At 61.6% G+C, this 12,771-nt stretch carries 9 protein-coding genes; 4 read left to right on the top strand and 5 right to left on the bottom strand.

Going from position 1 to position 12,771, the window contains the following annotated elements:
* Positions 1–303: 303 nt before the first annotated feature.
* Positions 304–1,905, bottom strand: a complete 1,602-nt coding sequence (locus ACFOKF_RS08060; protein WP_380794768.1) for a hypothetical protein — start codon at positions 1,903–1,905, stop codon at positions 304–306.
* Positions 1,905–2,171 carry a spike base protein, RCAP_Rcc01079 family gene (locus ACFOKF_RS08055; protein WP_380794765.1) on the bottom strand — a complete coding sequence of 89 codons (267 nt, stop codon included), beginning with the start codon at positions 2,169–2,171 and terminating at the stop codon, positions 1,905–1,907. The genes ACFOKF_RS08060 and ACFOKF_RS08055 overlap by 1 nt, the downstream gene beginning before the upstream one ends.
* A gap of 151 nt (positions 2,172–2,322) precedes the next feature.
* Between ACFOKF_RS08055 and ACFOKF_RS08050 the strand changes: the two genes are divergently transcribed.
* Complete coding sequence (locus ACFOKF_RS08050) at positions 2,323–3,429, top strand: acyltransferase family protein (RefSeq protein ID WP_380794763.1); 1,107 nt, start codon at positions 2,323–2,325, stop codon at positions 3,427–3,429.
* Here ACFOKF_RS08050 and ACFOKF_RS08045 read toward each other — a convergent pair.
* Positions 3,378–4,655, bottom strand: coding sequence for a GumC family protein (locus ACFOKF_RS08045; protein ID WP_380794760.1), 1,278 nt, complete (start codon positions 4,653–4,655; stop codon positions 3,378–3,380). The genes ACFOKF_RS08050 and ACFOKF_RS08045 overlap by 52 nt on opposite strands.
* A 400-nt stretch (positions 4,656–5,055) precedes the next feature.
* Between ACFOKF_RS08045 and ACFOKF_RS08040 the strand changes: the two genes are divergently transcribed.
* Positions 5,056–6,600: an O-antigen ligase family protein gene (locus ACFOKF_RS08040; protein ID WP_380794758.1), complete on the top strand. Its 1,545-nt coding sequence runs from the start codon at positions 5,056–5,058 to the stop codon at positions 6,598–6,600.
* Between the two features lie 42 nt (positions 6,601–6,642).
* Positions 6,643–7,551 carry a sialate O-acetylesterase gene (locus ACFOKF_RS08035; protein WP_380794756.1) on the top strand — a complete coding sequence of 303 codons (909 nt, stop codon included), beginning with the start codon at positions 6,643–6,645 and terminating at the stop codon, positions 7,549–7,551.
* On the opposite strand, the gene ACFOKF_RS08030 is transcribed toward ACFOKF_RS08035, so the two are convergent.
* Positions 7,519–8,388, bottom strand: a complete 870-nt coding sequence (locus tag ACFOKF_RS08030; protein ID WP_380794754.1) for a hypothetical protein — start codon at positions 8,386–8,388, stop codon at positions 7,519–7,521. The two genes, ACFOKF_RS08035 and ACFOKF_RS08030, sit on opposite strands and share 33 nt — an antisense overlap.
* Before the next feature lie 163 nt (positions 8,389–8,551).
* Here ACFOKF_RS08030 and ACFOKF_RS08025 point away from each other — a divergent pair, with 163 nt between their 5' ends.
* Complete coding sequence (locus ACFOKF_RS08025; protein WP_380794751.1) at positions 8,552–9,556, top strand: glycosyltransferase family 2 protein; 1,005 nt, start codon at positions 8,552–8,554, stop codon at positions 9,554–9,556.
* 54 nt (positions 9,557–9,610) lie between these two features.
* Here the strand turns inward: ACFOKF_RS08025 and ACFOKF_RS08020 are convergent, their stop codons facing one another.
* Positions 9,611–12,649: a glycosyltransferase gene (locus ACFOKF_RS08020; protein WP_380794749.1), complete on the bottom strand. Its 3,039-nt coding sequence runs from the start codon at positions 12,647–12,649 to the stop codon at positions 9,611–9,613.
* Between the last annotated feature and the right edge of the window lie 122 nt (positions 12,650–12,771).

Raw genomic sequence — 12,771 nt, 5'->3', positions numbered from 1 at the left:
CCATGCCATCGCACTTCGCAACATGGGCCATTATACTGCGCCCACGCCAATGCTCCGGCGCCGGCTGCAAACGGGCCGTTAACCACCATCCTTATGCGTTCTCCAATGCCCACCGGCTACAGATGGTCCCTGGGGATGGGTGTTGCCGCCACCTGATGCGCGGCAAGGGAAGCGGGGAACAAATGAGCATGGCGTCAATGGCCGCTATCGGCTTCACACTGACTGCCGTCGGTCTGCTGCTCTATATCCTGCTACATGCGCCGCAGACCGACGACGACGATCTCTGGGCCTGATCGGGCATCCCTACATCAAGGATGCGTAGCCCAGGGCGGGCGTATCCCCGCCCGTCACCATCAATTGCTGCCCGGCAAGACGCAGATGGGTCAGGTCCGTGTCATAATAGCCCGAAGCCGCATCCGCGGCATCCGCGCTCGTCCGGAACTTGGTGTCGCCGCCGACTGTCACGTCATAAAGATGCAGCACGGCGAGTTGCCCGTCATAAGCCTGCCCCGGTCCGGCCAGACAGTCAGTCAGGAAAGACGGGTTGGGCAGATGCGCGCCCGGATCGGCGATGAGCAGGCGGATCGCCTCCAGCCGCTTCTGGATCGTATCTTCGCCAGCCAGCACATTGCTCGTCACCGCGGTGGTCGGCCCGGCGATGTTGGCGACCTGCGCCACTTTCCATCCCCGTTGCAGATAGCCGACCGATCCACTGTTCAGCAGCGGCACCAACGCTGCGTAAAATTGCGCGCTATTCTGCTTCCCATTGCTTTCGGATACATTGTTGCGGCCGATCTGGATGGCGATCACATTTTTTGCAGCGCCGCCCGGCAACAGGGCCGATGCCAGCGTGTTGCCCGCATCCCGCCGCGCCGCCAGATCGCTGACCTGCGCGCCGGATGTGCCGCGACAGAGGACCCGGCAACTGGCCGGCACATGCAGCGATCCCGGTTCCGTCAGGATCATGGCCATGTTGCCGCTACTGGTCGGGTCTACGGCCAATGCGGTTGGGATCGCATTGGTGATGCTGTCCCCCTCCAGCACCAACTGGCTGTCGATCGCGGCAATGGCGTAATTGGCGGTCATGGCGGCGGCGATCGCATCAGCCTGCGCATTGCTGATCGTCCCATTCCACAGGGCGAATTCGTACAAATCAAAAAAGTCGCCCGTATTGTTCGATGTAGCCGATCCCAAGGTGATCGCATTGGACGATGCCGGCACCCCGCCAATCAGGCCGCCGGTGCAACTGGTCGATGTGACGCCCGACTGGGCCACGCTGGCAACGCCTTCATTCACATAGAGGCGTTGGCCGCCATTGGCCGTCGTTCGAGACGCGACGCCGATCACCTGCATCTGCGCGCCGGCTATAGCCTTATGCCCATTGGCGGTATCGCTAAAGGCGCCAACGCCAGCACCATATAGCCATGGCGCGCTATTGCCCGTCACGACCTGTCGTAACGTCGCGCCACCGGCATAAGTCGCATTGGTCGTGTCATCGACATAGGATGCATAGCGGGGCGAAAAGAAGTTCGCCGTATTCTTGGCCAGATGCACCCGCCCAACCATGAAGCAGGCCACCGCCCGCGCCGACAAGGCGGTCAGGCTATTGGCGATGACAAGGGCGTCCGCTCCCCGAAACCGCCAGAAACGCCGCCCCAGCGCGTCCGTCATCTGCACCGGACCGATCGTTACGCCACCGGCATTGACGCCGGACAGGCCGGCCAGCGCCATCAGGTCCGGACAAGCCAACACCCGTGCCGCGCCGTCCAGGGTCGCCGACTGGGTCGCAGGATGATAATGGACGCTGGGCGTCAGGGCGAATGACGTGGCGAGGCTGCCCGCCACAGCCGCCTCTGCCATCGCACCCCGTTGCGGCATGGGGCCAAAGCCAAAGCCGAACCGCATCAGGCATATCCCATGATGGCGCCGGTTACGCTCGTTCCCGTGGCCCGGACATAGGCGACGCGAACCGCGATAACCTCTCCTGCGCGAACGGGATGCGCGACGTCATTCTCGCTGTCGACCGCGCGCAGCATGATGGTTCCGTCGCTCGGCGCACGAATCGCCTTGGGCGTGGGGTCGACCGGCGTCGCATCGCCGGGCGTGATGACGAAGCAACGCCGGGCAGGCGCAACGGGCGAATCGGCAAAGCTGGATAGAAGATCGGTCATGTCGGCCTCCGCTCAATGTTCTCCTTTCATTCCTGCTCAGATCGAGTTCGTGTAGGACAGGCTTTTCCGCAAACGCCCTACCGGCACTTATTCGGGGCGAATTACCCCAAGGCGCTCGACAAACCGATGCAAGCAGGATTTGTTGGTTAACATGACGCAAACGGATCGCCCTTCATTGACCATCCGCACGGTGGAACTGGCCCGCGGCATCGCGGCCATGGCGGTGGTTTTCTTCCATGCCAACGCATCGGCGGACGAATTTGGCGGACCGCAATGGCGGTGGCTGTCTTTCGGCGAGCATGGCGTCGATTTCTTCTTTGTCCTGTCGGGCTTCATCATCACCATGGCGCACGGGCGAGACATCGGCATGCCGGGAACCGCCCGTCCCTATCTGCTCAAGCGCGCTATCCGCCTGCTGCCGCCGTTATGGATCATCGTCCTGGGGTGGGCCGTCTTGCGTGCCGTGATGGGCGCATCGGTCGATCCGCTGATGGTGGCCCGATCCGCCCTGCTATGGCCGTCGCTGGAACCGACGCTGCCATCCGTCGTGTGGACACTGCGCCATGAAATGCTCTTCTACGCCATGTTCCTGTTGTTGCTGGTCAATCGGCGGCTGGGAACCGCCATATTCGCGCTGTGGGCGGCCGCGACCATCGGGCAGTTGCTGCTGGCCACCGGCGGCGCGGCGATCGATGGACTGCCATCCTTCTTCCTGTCGACCTTCACGCTCGACTTCATGCTGGGGATGGGGTTGGGGCTACTCCACAATCGGCGAACCTACGCGCCCAGCTTCGTGCCACTGATCCTTGCATCGGCGCTGCTGGCTGGCCTGTTGATCATCGGCACCCTGTTCGCGATCCATCGCGATGGGACCAATGATTATGTGTCTTTCGCAGCGACATGGTGGACCTTGCTGCTTGGCATAGGCTTTGCCGGCGTGCTGCACGGACTGGTGCGGGTCGAACCCCGCGTTCGTGTTCCGAAAGCCGGCCTGTTCCTGGGTGCAGCCTCCTATACCATCTATCTGCTGCACACGATTGCCAACAGTTTCACCCAGCGCGCGGCCGTCTTCCTGCCCGAATCATGGAAGGCGCTGGGCCTTGGTCATTTGCTGCTGGTGGTGGTCGGCACGATTGCAGCCATGGCCTTTTACGTCACGATCGAAAAGCCTTTGACCCGCGCGCTACGCCGACGGATGGTTTCGCCTCATTCGGCAGGGACCAGCGTGACGCCGCCGACGCTCTTGCCATCATCCTGATGACGGCTGGACAGGTTGGGGACACCCAGTCGCGCCAGATCTTCGATACCCCTAACCTTCCGGTTCAGCAATTCGACGATGATCGCAACCTGAATGCCCAGGATCAGCCCCACCAGCGCCGCCACGATCCCCACCACGATGAAGTTCGGCGCAACGGGTATGATGGGACCGCCGGGCGCGCCAACCGGCGTCACGCCGCTGTTGACGACATTGGCCTGCTGCGCCGTCGTCACGATGCGCGCCGCCAGTCCGCGAATGATATTGTCGAACGCAAACTCGTCCGTCACCAACATCCGGCCTTCCGCCAGAACGCCACGGTTCGCCAGCATCTGTTCTACTTGATGCGACATCATGGATTGCACGCTGACAGTCGAATTTGCCGACCGGACAGGTGCCTGCACATTCGCGGCCAGCGCCGCCCTCTGCGCCATCAGCGCCTGAACCTGCGGATGATTGGGGCCTAAAGAAGCCTGCGCCGCGCCCAGGGCGGCATCGATCCGTGACAGGGCCTGCATATTGCGGGCAACACCCGCCGCAGCTGTCTGACTGCGCCCCACCTTGCGCAATTCGTCGGCGCTGGCGTTGGCGATCTGCGTCATGGTGTCGTTATTATTGTCTTCGCCATCGTCCCGCAGGACCACGCCATGCTTGCGCTCGAATGCCGTACGGCGCTCCGACGCGATCGTGCGCTGGCGCAGGAACAGCTTCATCTGTTGCTGCATGATGGTCAGCGCACGGATCGCCGATCCCCGCTGCTGGCGAATGGACATTTCGATATAGGCCTGCCGCACGGCCTCGGCGAGCTTGCGGGCTTCGTCATAGGAGCCCCAATAGGCGTCAATATCGATCAGGTTGGAATTGGGCACATTCGTCACCACGATCGCGCGCGACAGACCCCGCGCCACTCCCTGCCGCGCGCGCAGTTCCGCTTCGCTCTTCGCTGGCCCAGTCGGCACATAGTTCATCAGCTCAGCCGCCCTGCCGATCACGGATAAATCCTGAATCAGCGCGCTCTGCGTCGCTACGACAGCCTCAAAGGCGCGCGGCTCGATCTTGGCGCCCGTAATCGGATCGGTCGCCAGTTCGACCATGATCCGCGCCTTGCCGACATAGGTTTTGGACAGGCGCGATCCGCCGATCAAGGCGCCCGCCAGAACCCCGGCCAGGGTCAGCAGTATGATCAGGCGCCTGGCCCAGAGGATTCTCAGCCATTGCTGAACGGACATGTCAGACAGTGCCTCCGTCATGGGACAAGGATTGCCCCGCGACCGCCCAACAGAGGGTGTGAACAATCATTCTCTTCTCACCCCGCAGGTCGCCGAGCCACGATGCAGCTCCATTCATGCCCATGAAGACGTCTAATCAAATATGGCGGGTCAAGGCAAGCAGCTCTAAAATCCAGCGTTCAACTGCACCAGTTTGACGCAACATCATCCGTTTGCATGGCCGCAGAACGGCAAAAGCCGACATAATCTGTTGCTGTCATCGCGTCGACTTGGCTACTATGTAGGACATCAGCACATGCGGCCTATCCGCCGGTCGGCTTTCGGAGGGCCAGTGGCATCTCAATCCCAAATGGCTCTGCCCGAATTGCACAGCCAGCGCAGAAGAAATTCAGTCCCATATATGGGCTACCGTCGTCCCGACTTCGGGCGTTGGAAGACCATATTGCTTCTGCTGATGCTGGTGGGCATCGCATCGGGTGTCGGCCTCGCCATTGCGATGATGCCGACGGCGCGCATGTCGCTCTTTGCGATTCCGATCGCCCTGCTCGCCGCGCTGATCATCTGGCTGCTGCCGGAAGGCGCAACGCCGCCGACACGCTTCATGCAACAGATGTTTTTCGCCTATTTCGTGGCGGTCACGATCTGGCCCTATTATATCGCGATCGATATTCCGGGCTTTCCGCTGATCGAAATACGGCGCGCCTTTCTGGCGCTGGCGGTCTTGATGCTGACGATCAGCGTGTCGGTATCCCGAGACTTTCGCGCCGAACTGGGCGGGATTTTCCGGGCATCCCCCCTGTTCTTCAAATTCTTCGGCGCCTTCCTGATCATCCAGATGGCGTCGCTCGCCATGGCGCACGACTATCGCTCGGCAATCAGCTTCTTCGTGAAGGATCAGTTGGGCTGGACGTCGGTCCTGCTCATGGCGGCCTATATCTTCTCGCGGCCGGGGACGATCATGACATGGGCGGCGACCTTACGCACCATGGGGATATTCCTCGCATGCATCGCCTTTGCGGAATATAAGAATGAGGCGCTTTTGTGGATGGACCATATTCCGTCCTTCCTCTCCATCAGCGACACCGAACTGATCGCGCGCAACCTCACCCCGCACTTCCGCGACGGCCAGTATCGCGTGACCGGCCCATTCATCGTTTCCCTGTCCTTTGCCGAATGGATGGCGCTGACCACGCCCTTCTTCCTTTACTATATCCTGTTCGGACGGAATCTGGTTCTCAAGGGCATCTGCCTGGCCGCGGACATAACATTGCTGTTTGCCGTCGAACTGACCCAGGCGCGCATCGGTCTGGTCGGCATGCTGGTGACGCATACGTTGTTCATCGGGGCATGGGCGCTGCGCGCGCGGACCCGGGGCGGCAACACGCTGCTGCCCACCGCCGTCCTCGCCGCCTATCCGGCAATCTTCTGCGCAATCGTCGTCGCCGTCCTTACCGTCGATCGACTCCGCATTTCGGTGCTCGGCGGCGGCACCCAGGCTGCGAGCGACCAGGGCCGCCGGGAGCAGATGTTGCTGGCGATCCCCAAGATCATGCAACGACCGCTGAACGGCTATGGCGTTGGTCAGGCGCCGCAGGCGCTTGGCTGGACCAATCCGCAGGGAGACATTTCGCTCGACAGCTATGTCATCACCCTCCTGATGGATTACGGCGTGATCGGTTTTGCCTGCTATGTCGGGATGATCGCCACGGCGGCGGTTCAGGGCTTCCGCCTCGGCATGAGCAGCAACAGCGAAGAGGGCGGATATGCCCTTGCCGCCGGCGTCACCTTGTGCGCATGGATGGTCTGCCAGATTGCCCTGTCGCAGGAAGACAATGCGTCCCTGATCTTCATGGTTCTGGCGATCGTGGTTGCCTTGGCCTACCGGCGCAAACAGGCGGAAGACACGCCGGGCTATGGCTTCCAGCCGTCAGCGGGTCGCAGATGACTATGTCCCTTCGCCATTTCCACGGCGCCACAGGCTATTGATATGCGCAAGATAATCTGGCTTGGTCTGGCCGTCGCGGCTCTTGCACTGATCGTTGCGATTGCCGGTCCTTTTCTCGGCAATGCCTATCTGTTGAACGACGCCAAGCGGGAAATACGCGAACGGCTGGGGCTGCCCAAATTCTGGGTGACGACATTCAACACCAATGTCGCAGCTTATGAAGAGCGGACTTGCCCAAACGACAATCCGATCATCATCGTGACAGGCGGCCAGTCCAACGCCGCCAATTCCTATGACAGGCCGCCCTCAGCGGTGCCCAATGACCAAAGCTACATGATCTTCAACGGGCGCTGCTACGGGCTGAAAAGCCCTGTCCTGGGGACGACGGGCGACGGCGACAGCCTCTGGCCCGCCCTTGGCAACGCCATCCATCGGCAAAGCGGCAGGCCGGTGCTGTTCATCAACGGCGCCGTAGGCGGCGTGCAACTGGGCGACTGGCTGGACGATCGGTCCGGCTACCTCAAGCGATTGTCGGATCAGCTTCGGCAGGCCAGACAGAAGGGCTATCGCCCGGACTATGTGCTCTGGATTCAGGGTGAGACCGACGCCAATACGCTGATCGACCCCAACCTTTATGTCAATCAGCAAAAGGCGCTGATCGACCGGCTGGATCAGACCGGCCTTATCGATCGCGCAACCCCATGGCTGCTATACCGCAGCACGCGCTGCATGCATCGGCGCAACAACGGGCCGGACATAGACGCCGCCATGACCCGCTTCACCCATGGATCGCCGCGCTTCCTGACCGGCCCGCTCGTATCCGCCTATGATGACAGCTATCGGCGCGACACCTGCCACCTCAATCGGCGCGGCCGCGACCGGCTGGTTGCCGACACTATGCAGGTGCTGGGGCCAAGATTATCCGGGTTGGCGGTTTCGAACGGGCGGTAGAGGGCGCCCGGGGCCATCGGGCCGTCGGCCATTCTCATTATCTTTGACGTCGCAGGCCGTGCAGTTCTGAACCTCGATCGTCTCCATCCACCTGGCCCCGGTCAGGGTTTCGGCCCGATTGCCGGATACAACGCAATTGCGGCAGTCGCCCAGGAAAATGCCCCTGGGCCATTTGTCGCTCGCGACGAAGCTGTCCTTGATTGTGATGCGATCAAACCCCCCGTCATTCACACCGTTGCGAACATGGTTGAAGCCGGTGAAGCCCTGCATCTTGCCGATGGAGCGGTTGCGGAGCAGGGTGACGTCCTGGGTGATGCCCCGGTCGGGGCGGGACCACATCTGGATGCAGTCGGGATGCGCCTCGCCCGAATCGAAGTTCGAACAACTGCTGTCCGTAATCGTGATGCGTTGGGAGGCCGCGATGTTGATGCCGTCGATCCGCATGCCCGTGATCGTGGCGCGTGTCACCCGAATGTCGGTGGATCGGTCGATCACCAGCCCCCGGATGGACGACTGGATGTTGGGGCCATTGAAGATGACATGATGGCTCTGCCGAAGCTGTATGGCATACCCCTCCCCGCCCGTCCCCAGGGCGCCGGCAAATGTGCCGCCCCGTACAACCACGCCGCCCGACTGAACCATGCTCAGCGTCAGCGTCGCATCCGTCGCATCAATGGTAATGGGACGCTTCCAGAGCTTCCGCTTGATTTGCAGGCGGTCATATTTGCCCGGCGCCAGACGGATCATCGCACCGGGCGGCGCGGTCTCCACGATTTTCTGCGCAGTTGCAGGCGTAGCCATTGTGACGGCAGCGGCGGCTAGCAATGCGATGGTCATGACTTCTCCAAGACGAATGTGCAGAAAATGGACACAATGACGCGGCCCTCTCCCTTTCGACTTGTAACCATGCGGAGAAGCGCCCTATCGTTTATCCTATTGCTTCACACCCGCACTAGTCAGGATGATGCAACATGTTACCGACATTCAGGCCATAGTCGACATGAACACAAACGAAACATTGGTCAGCGTCGTCATCCCCGCCTATAATGCGGCGCAATGGATCGCGCGGACATTGGAAAGCGTCCAGGCGCAAACCCATGAAAATCTCGAAATTCTTGTGGTCGACGATGGCTCAAGCGACAATGGCCCGGCCATTGTCGAACAATTTGCCGCGCGCGATCCGCGCATCCGCCTGATCCGGCAACCCAATGGCGGCGTTGCCCGCGCCCGCAACACCGGCTGGAAACAGGCGAAATCCGACTATATCGCCTTTGTCGACGCAGACGACCTGTGGACCCGGGACAAAACCGAGCGGCAACTCGCCATCTTGCTCGATCCGGAAAAGCCGGTCGGCCTCGTCTACAGCCGTTATGTGATGATCGATGGTCAGGACCGCGTCATTTACCGCTGGGACGACACGCCGCATGCCGGGCAGGTGTTCGACATATTATTGACCTATAATTTCATCGGCAACGGCAGCGCCGTGCTTGTGACGCGCGCTGCTCTGGAGGCTGCGGACGGTTTCGATCCATCCCTGCGCGACAAGAATGCGCAGGGTTGCGAAGACATTCTCTTCTATTGCCGCGTGGCTGAACATTATGCCTTCGGCGTGGTCGATGACTATCAGATCGGCTATCGCCAGTTGCCTGACAATATGTCCAGCAATCTGGCCCGCATGCTGCAATCCTGGCTGCTGGTGATCGATGAAATGGATGCCCGTCATCCCGACAAGAAGGCTCTGTCTCATGCCGGGCTTGCCCGCTATGGCCGCTGGATCGTCCGCCGCGCCATCCATCAGCGCAGATTTGCCCAACTGCCGCGCCTGATCGCCCTGATAGCGCGCCGATCGCCCGGCATCGCGGCGGAAATGCTGTTTTCAGTGGCGCCGACAACGGTGATCGAACAGCTCAGATACCGCTTCATCAAGGGCTCCACCCCCTCAGCCGATGCCGCGCCTGCCAGCGCCGATCCCTTTTCATTGCCGGTGGGAAGCCAGTTCATCTGACCATCGTCGACATTGCGGCAATATCACCGGATATTGCCGCAGTCGAACTATCCCCTATCCGTCCCCGGTCGACGTCGATCCGCCCAGCAGGGCGGCAAAAGCCTCCAGACTGATCCCCCCCTTCACTTCCTGCCTGCGCAAGACCAACGTATCGGCCTTGTCGTCCACCAGGCCGTCAAAGCAGGTGAAGCCAAATTCATAGCCGCATTGCCGGGCCATTTCCCGGATCATCGGGTCATAATCGCCAAAAGGATAGGCGATCGCCCGCACCGGCCCCCCGATCCGTTCCTCCAGCATGGCCTTTGATCCGGCGAGTTCGCGCACCAACTGCTCTGAAGACAATATGGTCAGCGGGACATGGGTCGCGCCATGCGATCCGATCGTCACGTCGCAATATCTCAGCGCCTCCAACTCCTCCCAGTTCAGCAAGGGCGCAGGGTCGCCATAGCCGCTGTCCCAGTCGGCCACCTGCCCCACCTTCGCCGTCGGCACGAACAGCGTCGCGGGAAAGCCATAACGATGCAGCAGCGGCAGCGCATGCTCCATGAAGTCGCGGGTCGCATCGTCAAAACTTAGCAACAGCGTCTTTTCAGGCAGGGCATGCCCCTGCTGCAACGCCTCCGCCATGCGATCGAACGAAAGGCCGCGCCAGCCATTGTCCCGCAACCAGGCCAGTTGCGTCTCGAAAGCCGCCGGCGTCGTGCGCCATTGCGCCAACGCAGCAGGGCCGTCCTCCGCGATCCGATGATACATCAGGATCGGGAAATCATGCCAGCGATCGCTTCCGCCGACATTTTTTGCCGCGCGCCACCATACCTGCTCCGCCACGCGAGACGGCAAAGGATGCGCGGTATCCCCGATGATATGGTCGATAGGACCGGCCTCATCGGATTTCTCGAAGCGCTGGATGCGATAGAGCGGGGTCCAGAACTCAGCGGCCATGCGCAGGCCGGGCGCCGCGGCGAAGCCTGCGCCAATCCCCTTCGCCCCGAAATGATGCGGCCACCCAAAGCCGGTGGCGTCCGGTTCATCGACCAACAGATTGGCGTGGGCGGTGACAAACCATCCGCCCGGCTTCAAATGCGCGCTGACCCGCTCGGCAAAGCGCGCCAGCGTGTCGGCGTCATCCAGATAATAGAGCACTTCGCTGCATACGATCAGGTCGTATTGGCCCGGCGGCTGATCGGTCAGCAGGTCAAGTTGCTGACAACGGATGTTCGGCAGATCGCTCAGTTTCTCGGCGGCGCGCTCCACGGCGGACGGTGCGATGTCGGTCGCCAATATGCGGGTCGCCAGAGGAGCCAGCCTGCGGGTAAATTCCCCTTCCGCGCAGGCGATTTCCAGCACATCGTCAAAATGCCGGCCAGCGATCAGATCGATCGTCTGGTCATATTTCAGCGCTTCATAATTGTTGCGATAATCCCACGGATCCTTGCTGGAGAAAATCCCTTCCCAATAGGATTGCTGGGTATAGTCGACCTCTTCCCCTTCATCCGGGCCAGTGCGGGGCGCTTCGGACAGGTCTTGGGTCGCCGCAGCCTCTCGCCGCGTCGCATCTGCCTTCGCCTCCGCAATGATGCGCGCCACTGCTGTCGGCCCCTGCTCCTTGATGGGGCGTCCGCGTGCGCCATCAAAGATGAGGTCGGGGACCGAAGCATAGGGCAACGACATGGGAGGCGCCCCTTTCTGGTCGATCGACTGTTGCGCCCTGTGCGCCTGCCAGAGCCGCATATACGATCGGACCGAACGCCCCTGCGCGGCCTGCCAATATTGCAGCGGCCCGCGCCGCAACCGTTCTGCCGCCACCGATCGCCGCAGATCGGCAGAATCGACCAGCAGGCGCATTTCGTCGGCCAGCGCCCGGCCGGTTATCGCGCCGAATATCCGCCGTTCGAACCGGACCAATTCCTCCCCGCCCAGCAAAATGATGCAGCGCAGCCGGCTGACGCCAGGCAGGATCAGGTCAGGAACGCCGCGCGACAGATCGATAACCTGTTGATGGACCGATCCGATCGTAGCGGTCACGTCGCACGGCAGGCCGGCCATGATCCGGCTTTCCAGATGATGGACGATGCGTCGCCCTAACGCACCGGATGGCGAGTGGCGATCGAGCCAATTCCCCAGAATGGCGACGCCACCGCCAACCGTCTGCCATAGCCGGGGCCATGGCGCGTCGCCCAGGCAACCACCGACCACCAGCCCGTCCTCCAATATGTCGACGGCCGTGGCAATGTCGATGACGGCGGGGAGCGGCGCGCCCACGCTTTCCAGCAACGGCAGGGGATCGCCTCCCCGGCCAATCGCGGCGCCGACAGCCCATAGGGCAAGCGCCCACAGAGCGTCCGGCAGTTTCTCTTCGGCTTCTCCAGCCATATGGTCCGGCGTTGCGGCAACACGCGGGTCAGGTCCATGCCCCCGCCGGATCACCGTCAGGCCATGTTCCAGCAGACGGGCCGAATCGCTCGACAGGGATTGCGGACGCACATGCACGTCCGCCCAGACATCGGCCACCGACGCGAATTTCACGCCCATCCGGGCGATGCGCTGCCAGAGATCCCAGTCCTCGCACACCCGCAGCGACGGATCGAAAGCGCCGGCATCCACAATATATTGGCGCCGCGTCATGGCGCTATGTATCGCAAAGGGACAACTGCGTGCCGCCACGGCGAAGGGCGATGGCGCAAGCGCCGCCGCCGGATGCGGCGTCCACCATAGTTCCCCCTGCCTGAAGCGCCGCCAGCCGCCATGCAGGACGCCGGCATCCGGCACTCTTCGCGCCGCGGCAAGCAGCCGTTCCAGATGATCGGGCGCCAGCCGGTCGTCGGCGTCCAGAAAGATCACCCATTCGCCCTTCGCCGCCGCGATACCGCTGTTGCGTGCGGCGGATGCGCCGGCATTTTCCTGAGAAATCAACCGAAAACGCGGATCCGCATTGGCCCTGAAGCGCGCAATTTCCGCGGTACGATCAGACGAACCATCATCGATGATAATGGCCTCCCATTCCCGAAAGCCCTGCGCCGCCACACTCTGCAACGTATCGCCGATCGTGATCGCATTATTATAGGCTGGAATGATGATCGAGATATCCGGCATGCCGGTGCTCTTCCCCCGCTAATTGTTACGGACAGGATTCTTTTGGTGGAGCACCCAAAAAATCAAGTCGCTAACCTTCGTTCAACACATAACAGATAAAGAAATTCCTGCTTTAGCTTTTT

Origin of the sequence: Sphingobium rhizovicinum, assembly GCF_042647625.1 — a bacterium.
In the GTDB taxonomy this organism is placed as follows: Bacteria; Pseudomonadota; Alphaproteobacteria; order Sphingomonadales; family Sphingomonadaceae; genus Sphingobium; species Sphingobium rhizovicinum.
This window is presented reverse-complemented; position numbering and strand designations above follow the sequence as displayed.

Excerpts from the sequence above, each read along its gene's own strand:
- ACFOKF_RS08040 (WP_380794758.1), top strand. The coding sequence starts at position 5,056 with ATGGGCTACCGTCGTCCCGACTTCGGGCGTTGGAAGACCATATTGCTT.
- ACFOKF_RS08030 (WP_380794754.1), bottom strand. The coding sequence starts at position 8,388 with ATGACCATCGCATTGCTAGCCGCCGCTGCCGTCACAATGGCTACGCCT.
- ACFOKF_RS08045 (WP_380794760.1), bottom strand. The coding sequence starts at position 4,655 with ATGTCCGTTCAGCAATGGCTGAGAATCCTCTGGGCCAGGCGCCTGATC.
- ACFOKF_RS08055 (WP_380794765.1), bottom strand. The coding sequence starts at position 2,171 with ATGACCGATCTTCTATCCAGCTTTGCCGATTCGCCCGTTGCGCCTGCC.
- ACFOKF_RS08025 (WP_380794751.1), top strand. The coding sequence starts at position 8,552 with ATGAACACAAACGAAACATTGGTCAGCGTCGTCATCCCCGCCTATAAT.
- ACFOKF_RS08060 (WP_380794768.1), bottom strand. The coding sequence starts at position 1,905 with ATGCGGTTCGGCTTTGGCTTTGGCCCCATGCCGCAACGGGGTGCGATG.
- ACFOKF_RS08050 (WP_380794763.1), top strand. The coding sequence starts at position 2,323 with ATGACGCAAACGGATCGCCCTTCATTGACCATCCGCACGGTGGAACTG.
- ACFOKF_RS08020 (WP_380794749.1), bottom strand. The coding sequence starts at position 12,649 with ATGCCGGATATCTCGATCATCATTCCAGCCTATAATAATGCGATCACG.
- ACFOKF_RS08035 (WP_380794756.1), top strand. The coding sequence starts at position 6,643 with ATGCGCAAGATAATCTGGCTTGGTCTGGCCGTCGCGGCTCTTGCACTG.